This window comes from Herbaspirillum sp. RTI4, assembly GCF_034313965.1.
In the GTDB taxonomy this organism is placed as follows: domain Bacteria; phylum Pseudomonadota; class Gammaproteobacteria; order Burkholderiales; family Burkholderiaceae_D; genus Herbaspirillum.
Genome location: NZ_JAVIWQ010000002.1, coordinates 2,443,809 through 2,457,928, shown reverse-complemented (window position 1 = coordinate 2,457,928; position 14,120 = coordinate 2,443,809). Strand labels below are relative to the sequence as shown.

Genomic DNA, 14,120 nt, shown 5'->3' with positions numbered 1-14,120 from the left:
ATCGAGCTGCTTTATTCAAGCACTCCATTTCCCCCTGCCCGGCGCTTTTCCGGCAGGGTCTTATCAGACTGGTAACAACTCACTTATCAAATAACAAGTAGCCCTTGTGCAAGGTTTGACAAATTACAAAATTGAATTTACCGTTTGTCCCGGACATTCGATAACCCCTCGGGGATCCCTGAGGATGAAGCACGAAATATCAGGTGGCTACATGGAGTTGACGGTTCGTGTGATTATCGCGGATGACCATCCCACAGTGCTTCTGGGCATTAAACATGCATTGGTCGCTGGGAAGACGATAGACGTTGTTGGCATGGCAAAAAATTCGCATGAGCTGATTCGCATGCTGGCTGTTGAGGAGTGCGATGTGCTCGTGACGGATTACTCGATGCCGGGCGGCGATTACGGAGATGGGCTGCCCTTGCTCGGTCTTATCCAAAGAAGTCATCCGCACCTGCACATTGTCGTGATGACCATGATGGACAATCCCGCCCTGCTCAAAACATTATTGAAAAATGGTGTTCGTTGCCTGGTGCACAAATCTGATGATGTCATGCACTTGATACCGGCCGTGCATGCTGCCCATGCCGGCGGGCAATATCTTTCGCCGGCAATCACAGCGATGCAGCACTTGTTTAACCGAGATTGTCCATTAGACCCCGGACTGCTATCGTGCACCAGTCCGGTGTGTCCCGGATACGCCCGGATTTCTAATGGATACCATTAGAAATCCCCAATGAAATCAACGAGCTCAGTGCAATTTGGAGTGACCATGCCCCCAGAAACGCCGTTCGATCTCAAATTCACATCCCGCGAAGTCACCGCCTGGGGTGGCCTGGCCCTTTTGAAGCGCATGCTTGACGGCATGGGTTTCAAAGAAGCTCTGAAAAGCTGGGATCTACCCCAGCCCGGCTCCAACCGGGGCTATGCGCCAGAACAACTCATTGAACAAATGATCGTCAGTATCTGGTGCGGCGCGGCGCGCTTTGCCCATGCCGACATCACCCGCCTGGACAGCACCCTGGTGCGCCTGTTCGGCTGGGGCAAAGCCGCAGGCCACAAAGCCATCGTCAGGTTATTCCAGCGCTTTGACCAACCCAGCGCCAGTCGAGTGCAAAGCAGCAGTTACCGTTGGCTCTTCGACAAACTCCAACTCAACCCCATCACCCTGGATGTGGACTCCACCGTATTGACCCGCTGGGGCAGCCAGATCGAAGGCGGCGCCAAGGGCTACAACCCCAAGAACAAGGGTCGCGCCAGCCACCACCCGTTGTTGGCGTTCGTAGCAGACTGGCGCCTGGTGGCCAACTTCTGGCTGCGCCCGGGCAACACCGCATCGAGCAACAACATCGAGAGTTTTATTGAGTCCACACTGGAGAACCTGGGGGCCACCAAGGTGGGCCTGTTTCGCGCCGACAGTGGTTTTTATGACAAGACCATAGTGACCCTGCTCAAAGCCAAGAAGATCAGCCACATCATCAGCGCCCGACTGACGCATGCACTACAGCAATCTATCGTAGATCAGTGCAAGTGGCAGCAAGTCGAGGTGGGTCTGGAAGTCTCCGAGTTGAGCTACCAGCCGCAGGGCTGGGGGACACCACAGCGCCTGGTGGTGGTGCGCCAGCATATCAAACGCAAGAATGGTGCGGTGGCGGGCAAGACGCTATCGTTGTTTGCCGATGACCCGGATCTGCAGGGCTGGCGCTATGGTGCCATGCTCACCGACTTGAGCATTCCGGCGCTGGAGGTGTGGCGCCTGTACCGCGGGCGTGCAGATTGCGAGAACCGGATCAAGGAGCTCAAGGCGGACTTTGGCTTGGGCAGCTTTGTGTTGCGCGACTTCTGGGCTACCGAGGCGGCACTGGGGGTGACGATGCTGGCCTACAACTTGATGAGTGTATTTCGCCATGCGGTGATGCGCCAAAAGGTGCATCACACGCTGGCAACGCTGCACCACCAGGTGCTGGCTGTGGGGGCACTGTGGGATGACAACACGAAGAACACCAAGCAGACGTTCCGTCTGGCAGTGGCGCGCAAACGAAGACCGTGGTTTGAGGGCTTGTGGGCCAATGCGGGAGAGCCAGTGAAGCTCACGCCGAGCCCATCAAATTCCTAATGGACAATCTCGGTTTAATGCTATTGAGAAAAGCCCGTCGGAAGAGAGGGGTTTGACCCCGCGCGAGCTGGAGGTAGTGCGTTTATTCGTCGCGGGGATGACCGTTAATGAAATCGCAGGTCATGTGCACAGGAGCAAGCAAACCATCAGTTCACAAAAAAATACCGCCATGAAAAAACTTGGTATAGAACGCGATGCGGATCTCTTTAAATATGCGCTGGAGTTCGGTTTTCTATAGCGAACATCACCTAATCAATACCCACTCGTAACTTAATCGGCGCTTTCTCCAGTAGGCATGATATAAACCCTTGCTGGTCATAGGATTAAAACTCCCTTTTCACTGACCTGGACACACAAAGAGGCAAAGACCTTTTCTGCGTACCGCGTTGTTGCTAAACCCGGCGGAATTCAATTCCACCGTTACACCATAATCATAATAAGCGAGAGAGACAATGCCCCTTCAGCCCGACCTGACCGCCGCTTCCGGCGGCAATCCAGCCCTGCCGTCTTTCGAAGAGGCAACTTATACCAAGATCACCTGGCGTTTGATGCCTATCCTGTTCCTTTGCTACATCGCGTCCTATCTTGACCGGGTCAATGTCGGATTCGCCAAGCTGCAAATGCTTAACGACCTTCAGTTCAGCGAAGCGGTGTACGGATTTGGTGCCGGTATTTTCTTCATTGGTTATTTCATCTTTGAAGTTCCAAGCAACATCATTCTGCATCGCGTTGGCGCCCGCATCTGGATCGCTCGCATCATGCTGACCTGGGGCATCATTTCCGGCGCCATGATTTTCGTCAATTCGGCGCCGATGTTTTATTTCATGCGCTTTTTGCTGGGCGTCGCTGAAGCCGGATTTTTCCCTGGCATCATCCTGTATCTGACCTACTGGTTCCCCGCTAACCGACGCGGCAAAATCACCGCACTGTTCATGACCGCCGTGCCTTTGTCTGGCGTGATCGGCGGCCCTCTGTCGGGCTGGATCATGAAAGCCTTGCCGGGCGTAGCCGGACTGACTGGCTGGCAGTGGATGTTTATCATCGAAGCGCTGCCATCGATCATCCTCGGTATCGTCGTCATTTTCTATCTGCAAGACCGGATCGCCGATGCGAAATGGCTCACGGCAGAAGAAATTAAATTGCTGGAAACCAACATCAAGGCCGAGTCCTCGGCGGAAAAAGAAGTCAGCCTTGGCAAGATGTTTGCCAACCCGCGCGTATGGCAATGCGCACTGATCTATTTTTGCTTCGTGATGGGTCTGTATGGCGTGGGCTTCTGGCTGCCGACCATCATCAAGACTACCGGCGTGACGGATACCTTCCAGATCGGTTTGCTGTCGGCGATTCCGTATGCCATCACCGCTGTCGTCATGGTGTTCATTGGCCGCAGCGCCGACCGTCACCGTGAACGTCGCTGGCACGTTGCCATTCCGGCACTGGTCGGTAGCATCGGTCTGATCCTGAGCACGATTTATGACCACAACACTGGTCTGGCCATCGTTTCCCTGACACTGGCTGCCATTGGCATCATCACCAGTTTGCCCTTGTTCTGGAGTCTGCCGACGGCCTTCCTTGGCGGCACCGCAGCAGCAGCCGGTATCGCCCTGATCAACTCCCTGGGTAACCTGGCCGGATTCGTCAGCCCGTTCCTGATCGGTACGCTCAAGGATATGACCGGCAGCACCAACAGCGGCATGTTCGTCCTGGCGGGCTCGCTGGTGCTGGGTGCCCTGCTGGTCATTTCAGTGCCAGCGCGACTGGTCAATAAGTAAGTAGCTAGCAAGTACAAAGAAATACCCGCCGGTCCAGCGCACCGTTTTAATCGCGCACTGGGCCGGCGGCATCAAGATAAAGCCGCCGCACCAGCGGATTGTCAACGATGCGCTGCGGCGTATCGCTGGCAATAATCCGGCCATCCACCAGCACCGCAATATGGTCTGCCAGTTCCCGCACGACATCCATATCATGCTCAATCATCAGCAAAGTACGCCCTGTGCTGACCTGACGGATTAATTCCACCATCCGCATTGCCTCCGCGCCATCCATACCCGCCGTCGGCTCATCGAGCAACAGCACTTGCGCCTCCGCCGCCAGCGTCATCCCCAGTTCCAGCATGCGCTGCTCGGCATACGTTAACGCACTGGCAAGCACCGCCTGCCGATCTTGCAAACCCAACTGACCCAGGACTTCCCTCACTTTTTTTTGCACCGGCAGAATACTGTTGGCACCCCGCCAAAAAGCATACCGATCCCCGCGCTGCGCCAGAACCGCGCACTGCAGATTCTCAAACACACTGAGATGGGAAAAAATATGCGACAGCTGAAAACTGCGCGCCAGACCCATCCGGCTGATGCGATACGGTCGCAAGCCCGAGATGGACTTGCCATGCAAACGGATATCGCCAGCGTCAGGTGCGTGGCGTCCTGAAATCAGATTAAACAGGCTGGACTTGCCCGCTCCATTCGGCCCGATAATCACGCAACGCTGTCCCTGCGGTATGCAAAGATTCACCCCGCAGAGAATATCGGTACCGCCATAGCGCTTGCGCACGTCAATCAATTCCAGCGCCGGAGGCATCATGACCTCACATCCCGGCAACGCTGCAACCAGCGCCAGAGAAACGCCAATGCCGCACAACTCACGAGCAACGCAACGATGCAAGCCATCAATGCCATCGGGGCCACGGACATCGGCAGGCCGGTATCTGCCGCACCGTAACGCCAGCGGTACAGCAATTCGATCAACATCACACCCGCTGCGGTAACGCATAAAGCCGCCATTGCCACACAGAAGATCGGCCGCCACAAGCGCCGCCAGCCACCGTCACGACAAACCGCGACCAGAGACGCCACAGCACCGGCCACCCCGCCCGGCGCAAACATGACCGCCAGCATGAAAAACAGACCCATATACAGTTGCCATGCGTTGCTACGAGTAGCAAGCCAACCTGAAAACCCGATACTGATGGCCGCACCGAGAACCGGTCCGAAAAAATGGCCGCTGCCGCCGATGACGGTCAAGACCAGCAAAGCACCGGAACGCAAAGAACTGAGGTTTTCAACGCTGACGATTTCGAAATTGATGGCGCTCAAGGCACCGGCAATTCCAGCAAAAAATGCCGACAGCATCAGCGTCAGATAACGCACCCGGCGCGGATCGCAACCGATGAATTCAGCACGCTCGGGATTGTCGCGCACGGCCTTGAGCAAGCGCCCCAGCGGAGTAAGCGTAAAACCGTACATCGCCGCGCCACAGAGGAACAGCCAGGCCGCAATCAGATAATAGACTTCGATCTGCGGCCCGTAAGTGACGCCAAAATTGAGCCCCTGCCAGCCGCTCCCTGTCACGCGATCGGCGCTGATACCGCTTTCGCCGCCGAAGTAGTCGGGCAACATTGCTGCGAATGCTGCCACCAGCTCTCCGATCCCCAAGGTAAGCATCGCGAAAGTCGTCCCGCCCAGGCGCGTTGTCAGATAGCCAAACAGCGCGCCGCACAACAAACCGGCGACGCCCCCGACGAGCGGCAGCAAAGTGACTGGCAAGGGCAAACTGCCGGCACCAATCGCTTGCAAGGCGTAGATCGCTGCAAACGCCCCCATGCCCGAATACACGGCATGCCCGAAAGACAGCATCCCGCCCTGCCCCAACAGCATGTTGTAGGAAAGCCCCAGCAGCATCAGCGTTGCCATTTGCGACAAGAGCGACAGGGCAGTGCCGTCGCTCCAGATCCAAGGCGCTATAAGCAAAGTGATCGCGCAAGCGGCAGCAATCCAGAAAAGGCGGCGCGGCCTCATCCTGCGCGTCGTCCAAGCAAGCCACGGGGCCGGAAAATCAACATCGGCACCAACAGCATATAAGGCAGCACCGGCGCCATTTGCGCCAGACTCAATTGCCAGAGCGGTGCCAGAGCCAGCGGCAGCGCGGCCGCATCAACACCCATCACGGCCAGCAAATGCGCCATCGAATAATCGATAGAGACCGCCGCCGTTTGCAGCAAGCCAATCAGCAGTGAACCGCAGAAAGCACCGGCCAGCGATCCCAATCCACCCAGCACGACCACGACAAACACCACATTGCCGACCGTGGCAGCCATGCCCGGCTCCGTCACGAAAGCATTGCCACCCAATACACCGGCGAGTCCGGCCAATGCGCAACCGCCGCCAAAAGTCAGCATGTACAGGCGCGGCACATCATGCCCCAGCGCCTGCACCATGGACGGATGTTGCAAGGCCGCCTGAATCAGCAGTCCGGCGCGGCTATACCGCAGCGCCGCTGCCAGCAATACCAGCGTCAGCAAAGCCACCGCCAGCATGAAGCCGCGATAGATCGGGAACGCCGTGGAATACAGCAGAAAGAGTGTGCCCTGCAAGCCGGGCGGCACGGCGTACGGCTGCGTGCCTCGCCCCCATGCCAGTTGCACCAGTTCCAACATCACGTAACCGAGGCCGAAGGTAAACATCAGCTCAGCCAGATGTCCATGCCGCCGCACCCGTCGCAGGCCGTAACGCTCCACCAGCGCCCCCATGACTCCCGTCAGCAAAGGCGCAAGCGGCAAGGCCAGCCAGAAACCCCAACGCGCGCTGAGGGTCGAGGCCAGATAGGCCCCTAACATATAGAAACTGGCATGGGCGAAATTGAGCACGCCCAGCATGCTGAAAATCAGCGTCAAGCCGGACGACAGCAGGAACAACAGGAGCCCGTAACTGAGGCCGTTGAGCAAAGTGACTGAAAAAAATTCCAAACGACGTCATCCCTTTCTTTTTCTATTTCTTTCCCTATTTCTCGCGGCCGGAGTTTAGCCGTGGCGTATTTTAGCGGTTCCGGCTGGTGGCGCACCGCCTCCCTCGAATGAGCGGTGGCGACGCGGCATGGCGTAATCCTTTAAAATGCCAGATTGCGCGCGACATAGCGCTACGCCTTCGACATCCCCTCTTCACTCAAGGAAACGGCATGCAAAATTCCATTCAGCCAGAGCTGCACGCTGAATCGTCCGGCCTGACGTTTCAAAATGCCTTTGCCGCATTACCGCCCGCGTTTTATACCCGGCTGATGCCTACCCCCTTGCCCGCCCCTTATCTGGTGGCGGTTAGCGCATCGGCGGCGGCACTGGTAGGCTTGAGCGCAGAACAAGTAGCAAGGCCGGAACTGCTCGCCATCCTGACCGGCAACCAGATCGCCCCAGGTTCGCAGCCGCTGTCCGCCGTCTATTCCGGCCATCAGTTCGGCGTCTGGGCCGGACAACTGGGCGATGGCCGCGCCATTCTGTTGGGCGACGTCGTCTCCGGCAACGGCACGCTGGAAGTACAACTCAAGGGTGCCGGCAAGACCCCCTATTCGCGCATGGGTGACGGGCGCGCTGTACTGCGTTCATCGATCCGTGAATTTCTCTGCTCCGAAGCCATGGCCGCGCTTGGCATTCCGACCACGCGGGCGCTGTGCATCACCGGCTCGGATCAGACCGTGGTGCGCGAAACCGCCGAAACCGCCGCGGTCGTCACGCGTCTGGCTCCCAGCTTTATCCGCTTCGGTTCCTTTGAACACTGGTATTACGGCCAGCGCCATGATCAGCTCAAGCTGCTGGCCGATACCGTGATTGCACAGTCTTTCCCGGAACTGGCCGCGCTGGAGCAGCCGTATGCCGCCTTGCTCAGCGAAGTCACGCGCCGCACCGCGCACATGATTGCGCACTGGCAGGCGGTCGGTTTCATGCATGGCGTGATGAATACCGACAATATGTCCATCCTCGGACTGACCCTCGATTACGGCCCCTTCGGTTTCATGGAAGCGTTCGATGCCAAACATATCTGCAACCATACCGACCAGCAGGGACGCTACTCGTATGCGATGCAACCGCAAATCGGCGAATGGAATTGCTACGCTTTAGGGCAAGCGCTGCTGCCGCTGATCGACGATGTCGAAACAACCAAAGCAGCACTGGCCGTCTATCAGCCCGCTTTTGCCGAACACTTTCAAAGCCTGCTGCGCGCCAAACTCGGTTTGCAAACCGAACAGGCCGACGACACTACCCTGAGCGATGCCTTGTTTGCCATCTTGCAAGCGAGTCATGTCGATTTCACTTTGTTTTTCCGCTCACTAGGCAACTTCACTGTCGAACCATCAACAGACGCGCACAGTCCCGCTGCTGAAGCGGAACATACGCTGCGCGACCTGTTTATCGACCGCGACGCTTTCGATGCCTGGGCGGTGCAATATCGCGCCCGTCTGCGGCAGGAAAATAGCCAGGACCAGCCGCGTAAACTAGCAATGGACCAAATCAACCCCAAGTATGTGCTGCGCAATTACCTCGCGCAGCAAGCGATAGAAAAAGCGGAACAGAAAGATTTTTCCGAAGTCGCCACCTTGTTACAGATCCTGCAACATCCGTTTGACGAACAACCGGAATATGAGCGCTACGCTGAACTGCCACCCGACTGGGCGCAGCATCTGGAGGTAAGTTGTTCATCATGAGATCGACCGAAACGCACGCATTTTCGATTAGGAGCAACCCGCAATGAGCACAGAAAAAATCCGCAAGACCGACGCCGAATGGCGTGCCATGCTCGACACCATGCAGTACCAGGTCACCCGGCAGGCTGCGACCGAACGCGCTTTTACCGGGCAATACTGGGACCACCATGAAGCCGGCATATATACTTGCGTCTGCTGTAACACGCCGCTGTTCGCTTCCGATACCAAGTTTGATTCCGGTTGCGGCTGGCCCAGTTACTTCCAGGCATTGAATGCCGACAATGTGCGTGAAATAGTGGACCGTTCGCATGGCATGCAACGCACTGAAATCGTGTGCAATGTCTGCGATGCGCATCTGGGTCATGTCTTTCCAGACGGCCCGCCGCCGACCGGACTGCGCTATTGCATCAATTCGGCCTCACTGCGTTTCGACCCTGCTGCCTAACCTGAATAAGTGATTTCCCCATGAAGTTTTTGTTTGATCTGTTCCCCGTCATATTATTTTTCATCGTCTTCAAATGGGGCGAAGGGAATGTCGCCGCCGCGCAATCACTGGTTACCGACACCATGTCGGGCCTGATGTCGGGCGGATCGATATTGCCGTCGCAAGCCCCTATCCTGCTGGCAACAGCGGTCACGATCATCGCCACGTTAGCGCAGATCGGCTACCTGCTGGCACGCCGCAAGAAAGTCGACGGCATGTTGTGGGTATCCCTGCTGATCATTACTTTCCTTGGTAGCGCGACCATCTATTTCCATGATGACACCTTCATCAAATGGAAGCCGACCGTGTTGTACTGGTGTTTCGCCGCCGCGCTGCTGGGCAGTCAGTTGATCCTGAAAAAAAACCTGATCCGCGTGATGATGGAAAAACAAATGGTCTTGCCAGAACCGATATGGGCGCGCCTGAACCTGGTCTGGGTGGCTTTCTTTGCCGTCATGGGTGGGCTCAATTTGTACGTCGCCTTTCATTTCTCAACGGCCGACTGGGTCAACTTCAAGTTGTTCGGCGGCATTGGTCTGATGTTCATCTTCATCGTGGCGCAAACGCTCATGCTGTCCAAATACATCAAGGAAGCAGAGTGAACGCGCGCGTCGACGCCATCCAGCAAAAACTGGAAACTGCTTTTGCGCCGCAGTCCTGCATCGTCGAAGATGATTCGGCCTTGCATGCCGGCCATGCCGGTGCCGCCAGCGGTGGCGGGCATTTTCGGATAAATATTGTTACATCTTATTTTGAGGGTAAAAACCGCATTGCACGCCATAGGCTGGTGTATGATTGCCTCTCATCCATGATGCAAGACGATATTCATGCGCTGGCGATTACTGCATTAACGCCGGCAGATGCAGCGAGACTGGCGGATGCAGAAAGCCAGTCATCAGAGATGCCTTAAAGTCGGACCCGACCTTAACAATGTCCATAAATACTCCGACCGACCCATTTCATATCTCAGATCTTCATCAACTCTTCCAGCACATTACCTTCCCACGTTTCTTTTCATTTTAGGAATCACAATGACTTTTAAACCTGCTAAATTGCTGGTCGCATTAATTGCTGCCATCGCCTTACCTGTGTTCGCTCAAAATATTGCCGTCGTCAACGGCAAGGCCATCCCCTCATCGCGCGCCGATGCCATGGTCAAACAACTGGTCACTCAAGGTCAGGCTGACACCCCACAACTGCGCAGCGCCGCCAAAGAAGAACTGATTGGCCGCGAAGTCCTGATGCAGGAAGCGGAACATCTTGGCCTCAACAGCAGCGCCGAAGTCAAAGCGCAGATGGAACTGATGCGCCAGTCGATTCTGGTCCGTGCGGTCGTTGCTGACTACCTGCGCAAGAATCCAGTGACCGACGCCGCCATCAAGGCCGAATACGACCGCTTCAAGTCGCAGGCTGGCGACAAGGAATACCATGCCCGCCATATCCTGGTAGCCACCGAAGAAGAAGCCAAGGCCATCATCGCCAAACTCAAAGCCGGCACCAAGTTTGAAGATCTGGCCAAGCAATCGAAAGACACCGGCTCAGCTGCCAATGGCGGCGATCTGGACTGGGCGTCCCCAGCTTCTTTCGTCAAACCATTTTCAGACGCGCTGGTCGCACTGAAAAAAGGCGAGATCACCGAAACACCGGTCAAGACTCAGTTCGGTTTTCACGTGATCAAGCTGGAAGATACACGTGCGGCAAAGATCCCTACGCTGGAAGAAGTCAAACCGCAAATCACCGAAGCGCTGCAACAGAAGAAATTGCAAGCGTATCAAGAAGAGTTGCGTAAAAAAGCCAAGATCCAGTAATACCTCTTTCCTCTTTTTGCCGCACTGGCAAGGAGGGAAACGAGAAAAAGGCACCGCATGCGGTGCCTTTTTTATTGCCTTGTCGAACACCAAGTGGCGTCATATCAGAAGAGAAATAGGGGGGTGGGGAGCAACGGAACAGAAATTGCGGTTAAGCCTAAAAGTCATATAAACACCAGATAGCCACCGAATTTTCATATAAAAGATTACGGAACAGACTCCCTATCCGTATCGCCCGGCGACCTAAGCGGTCGCAATTCTCCGCGAAGCACAGATTCTGGAACCGCGAAAGAATAGCGTCCCAGCATGTTGATATGCTCATGAATCAAGGGTGACAATCGCGCCACATCTTCGTCTATCACCACGTAACCTTCACTGCGTAGCTTGTTCAAAATCGCTTCCATATAAATGGTATTCCACAATACGATGACGTTGGCGACCAGTCCCAAAGCACCCAGTTGGTCTTCCTGGCCTTCCCGATAACGCTGATGCAACTCGCCACGTTTTCCATGGAATATGGCCCGCGCCAGAGCGTGGCGGCTTTCGCCACGGTTTAGCTGGATCAGAATATTGCGGCGTTTGGTTTCATTATCGATGAAGGTCAGTGTGTGTAACGATTTCTCAATACGTCCGAATTCTGCCAGGGCTTTGGCCATTCGCGTAGGTCGGTCACCGACCTGCAGCGTGCGCATGATCCCTGTCGCCGGTATTCGTCCTAACTTCAGCGAACCGATTAATCGCAAAATATCGTCCCATTGCTCAGCGATCAGTGCCATGTTGACCCGTTGTTTCGCAATCTTGTCGAGCGGACCGTAATCGGCATCGGGATCGATGCGCCAAAACCGCGTGCCGCCGACATCGGCAAGGCGTGGACTGAAGCGATATCCCAGCAATCTAAACAGACCGAAGATGATGTCCGTATAAGCGCCCGTGTCGGTCATGATGTGGGTCGGCTGCAGCTCGGTTTGCTGTTCCAGCACGACGGCTAGTAAGACCAGGCTGTCGCGCAATGTACCGGGTACCGTGATGGCATTCAAGCCAGTAAATTGGCTGGACAGCATGTTGTACCAGGTAACGCCGCGGCCAATACCAAAATACTTGGGATTTGGTCCGGCGTGCACGGTGCGCACCGGAACTACGAAACGCATGCCATCAGCAGAAGCGACTTCGCCTCCGCCCCAGGCATGCGCCAATCCGATCTTGTTTTGCGCCGACACCAGACGCATGTTCGCGGCAATCAGCGTTTCATCGCGAATGTAATTTTGATTGACCCAAGACAGTCGATCACGTCGCAGGGCCGCGACATCTTGCCGCACCAAAGGCTCAAATCCGGTGTTGCACGATTCGGCTAGTAATACGGCGCAGACACTGGTGACCAAGTCGGCCGCCCGCGCCTCGCGTTCGCTCACATGCGTGAACGCCTCCGCAAAATCGGTACGGGCGGCAATCTCAAGCAGAATTTCCGGCACATCGACACGCGGCAGACGCGCCGCCACTTCTGCTCGCAATGCCAGCAAGGAGGGTGGCTCTTCGATCTTGTCAAGCGGACTCAGAACGAGATCATGTTGCTCGTCATTGCACACAATGCGCACAGCCGGATTCTCCGGCAGGCGTGTCGCCACAGCGCGATACGTTTGATCCAGTTCTGTCGCCAAGGCCGCCAACACCGGTGTGACGTCCGGAGAAAATCCGAGCGTGCGGCAAATAACCGGACGCGCCGCCGTCCAGTCGGCGTCTGACAATAATCCTTTGCGCGGATCGGCGTAGCGCCAACTCGGGTCAGCAAATACATCGCGTCGGCGCAATGCAGAACGCAACTGATCAAGCGCACAAAACATATACGCCCGTTGATCCAGCTGGCCCTCTCCCGGGATCACATGCGGTAACCATGCTTTTGTCACGATCGCCATCGGCGGATCGATCTTCCGTTTATGATCGATTTCATGCACATGCAGATATTTGATGGCTTCCAGCACAGTGCGGCCGGCGGGTCCGGCACCAAAATGGATATGTTGCAGTAGCGAAGGCAAAAACCGCCGCACCCGACGATAACGGGCGTGTAGTTCCCGATAAAAAACGTCTTGTGGCGGCCGGACTAAGGCGCTCACCTTTTGCATAGCTTCAGCGAGTCGTTCCTGTTGAATTTTCTCGAACACCATTGCGCGCAACTTTTTATCGGGCAATTCGACGTCGAGCAGAAATGCACAAGCCTGCGCCAACACCGTCGCTGCCGCATCCAGATCTTTCAGACTGCGCAGGCGCGCTTTTTGATCAGCTTTCATCGCGCCGCTGAACAACTGATGCAGCAATATTTCCATGACTTCCAACGCATCGTCCTGCGCTGTGGCTTCCAGCGTATAAACGAAAGCCACCAGCGTTGCCATGCGGCGTGCCTCAGGCAGTCTAGACACCGCCGTGACTTTCGATGTGTTGGCGAAGCGGGCCAACGCGGCAATGCGACTCGGCGGAATTTTCGCCGTCCCCGGCAACCTAATTTCTAACGCACGGATGGCCTCGATGCGCAAAAGAGCGCGAACCAGCGCCGAGGCACTGACCATAACCGGACCGGTACGCAGTCGGTCAAGCGTCGAATTGCGGTTGCCTGCCGGAACCGTGAGTAAGTCATCTAACCGCATACGCTGTTCGAGACTCAGTCCGTGCGACAACATGCGCCAAAGCCGCGCTTCCACGCGCTGCCGTAATCGCGCGATGAAACGTTCCAGCACGGTCGCGCCTGGCAGTAGAACCTTGCCGGTCAATAGCCAAGTAGTGGCGCGCTCGAACAACACGCTCGGCCGATCGGTTCCGGTCCAGCACAAGGCATAGAGCCATCGCCCCAGAAGGAAACCAACCGGATACTCGGTAAATTCCCGGTAGCCGTAATACCTGCGTATTTCAGCCGCGTGTTCCCAGCGTTGCCGACTATTGCGGTATTTTGAAAGGCAATCGCCATCGTCAATCGCCAGTTGCTGGCTCAGTATCCTGATAACTTCGTTGGGGACGTCCGCCGGATCATCGAGAAAGGTACCGAGAAACCGGACGGTGGCGAGTTGAAGTGCAAATCCAAGCCTGGTGTGTTTTTCCCGACGCGTATTGATCAACGCATGATCGGTGTCGTCCAGATGAAAATAGCGTGAGAGTTCGTCTGTGGTAGGCGGACCATCGTAACGGCCATGGCTCCGAATCTGACTAGGAGTAAGAAAATTAACAGGCACAATAAATGATCATAAGAACGTGGGTCGAA

The 14,120-nt window shown here is 56.0% G+C and carries 12 protein-coding genes and 1 pseudogene; 9 read left to right on the top strand and 4 right to left on the bottom strand.

What is annotated here, in order from left to right; all coding sequences use genetic code 11:
- The first annotated feature begins 184 nt into the window (after positions 1-184).
- From RGU70_RS11010 to RGU70_RS10995, 4 genes and pseudogenes are all read left to right on the top strand, one after another.
- Complete coding sequence (locus RGU70_RS11010; protein ID WP_322209433.1) at positions 185-727, top strand: response regulator transcription factor; 543 nt, start codon at positions 185-187, stop codon at positions 725-727.
- A 45-nt stretch (positions 728-772) separates the two neighbouring features.
- On the top strand, positions 773-2,116 hold the full coding sequence (locus tag RGU70_RS11005; RefSeq protein ID WP_322208986.1) for an IS1380 family transposase: 1,344 nt from the start codon (positions 773-775) through the stop codon (positions 2,114-2,116).
- Between the two features lie 34 nt (positions 2,117-2,150).
- Positions 2,151-2,354 (top strand): annotated as a pseudogene (locus RGU70_RS11000) (LuxR C-terminal-related transcriptional regulator); the annotation flags it as partial.
- 214 nt (positions 2,355-2,568) lie between these two features.
- Positions 2,569-3,888 carry an MFS transporter gene (locus tag RGU70_RS10995; protein WP_322209432.1) on the top strand — a complete coding sequence of 440 codons (1,320 nt, stop codon included), beginning with the start codon at positions 2,569-2,571 and terminating at the stop codon, positions 3,886-3,888.
- Between the two features lie 46 nt (positions 3,889-3,934).
- Here RGU70_RS10995 and RGU70_RS10990 read toward each other — a convergent pair whose 3' ends face one another.
- The 3 genes from RGU70_RS10990 to RGU70_RS10980 are packed head-to-tail and all read right to left on the bottom strand — an operon-like array spanning position 3,935 to position 6,857.
- The gene (locus RGU70_RS10990; RefSeq protein ID WP_416186563.1) at positions 3,935-4,693 is read right to left on the bottom strand and encodes an ABC transporter ATP-binding protein; all 759 of its coding nucleotides are present in this window, start codon (positions 4,691-4,693) and stop codon (positions 3,935-3,937) included.
- Positions 4,693-5,862 (bottom strand): branched-chain amino acid ABC transporter permease, encoded by a 1,170-nt coding sequence (locus tag RGU70_RS10985; RefSeq protein ID WP_322209430.1) that lies wholly within the window; start codon positions 5,860-5,862, stop codon positions 4,693-4,695. The genes RGU70_RS10990 and RGU70_RS10985 overlap by 1 nt, the downstream gene beginning before the upstream one ends.
- A gap of 44 nt (positions 5,863-5,906) precedes the next feature.
- Complete coding sequence (locus tag RGU70_RS10980; RefSeq protein ID WP_322209429.1) at positions 5,907-6,857, bottom strand: branched-chain amino acid ABC transporter permease; 951 nt, start codon at positions 6,855-6,857, stop codon at positions 5,907-5,909.
- 209 nt (positions 6,858-7,066) lie between these two features.
- Here RGU70_RS10980 and RGU70_RS10975 point away from each other — a divergent pair, with 209 nt between their 5' ends.
- The 5 genes from RGU70_RS10975 to RGU70_RS10955 all read left to right on the top strand — a co-directional run bounded on the left by RGU70_RS10975 (position 7,067) and on the right by RGU70_RS10955 (position 10,876).
- Complete coding sequence (locus RGU70_RS10975; protein ID WP_322209428.1) at positions 7,067-8,584, top strand: protein adenylyltransferase SelO; 1,518 nt, start codon at positions 7,067-7,069, stop codon at positions 8,582-8,584.
- Between the two features lie 43 nt (positions 8,585-8,627).
- On the top strand, positions 8,628-9,029 hold the full coding sequence (gene msrB, locus RGU70_RS10970; RefSeq protein WP_322209427.1) for a peptide-methionine (R)-S-oxide reductase MsrB: 402 nt from the start codon (positions 8,628-8,630) through the stop codon (positions 9,027-9,029).
- Positions 9,030-9,049: 20 nt separating this feature from the next.
- A complete protein-coding gene (locus tag RGU70_RS10965) occupies positions 9,050-9,670 on the top strand; it encodes a septation protein A (protein WP_322209426.1) in 621 nt (206 codons plus the stop codon).
- A complete protein-coding gene (locus RGU70_RS10960; RefSeq protein ID WP_322209425.1) occupies positions 9,667-9,978 on the top strand; it encodes a BolA family protein in 312 nt (103 codons plus the stop codon). The genes RGU70_RS10965 and RGU70_RS10960 overlap by 4 nt, the downstream gene beginning before the upstream one ends.
- A gap of 121 nt (positions 9,979-10,099) precedes the next feature.
- Positions 10,100-10,876, top strand: a complete 777-nt coding sequence (locus RGU70_RS10955; RefSeq protein WP_322209423.1) for a peptidylprolyl isomerase — start codon at positions 10,100-10,102, stop codon at positions 10,874-10,876.
- 206 nt (positions 10,877-11,082) lie between these two features.
- On the opposite strand, the gene RGU70_RS10950 is transcribed toward RGU70_RS10955, so the two are convergent.
- Positions 11,083-14,091 (bottom strand): Tn3 family transposase, encoded by a 3,009-nt coding sequence (locus RGU70_RS10950; protein WP_322209422.1) that lies wholly within the window; start codon positions 14,089-14,091, stop codon positions 11,083-11,085.
- Positions 14,092-14,120 lie beyond the last annotated feature (29 nt).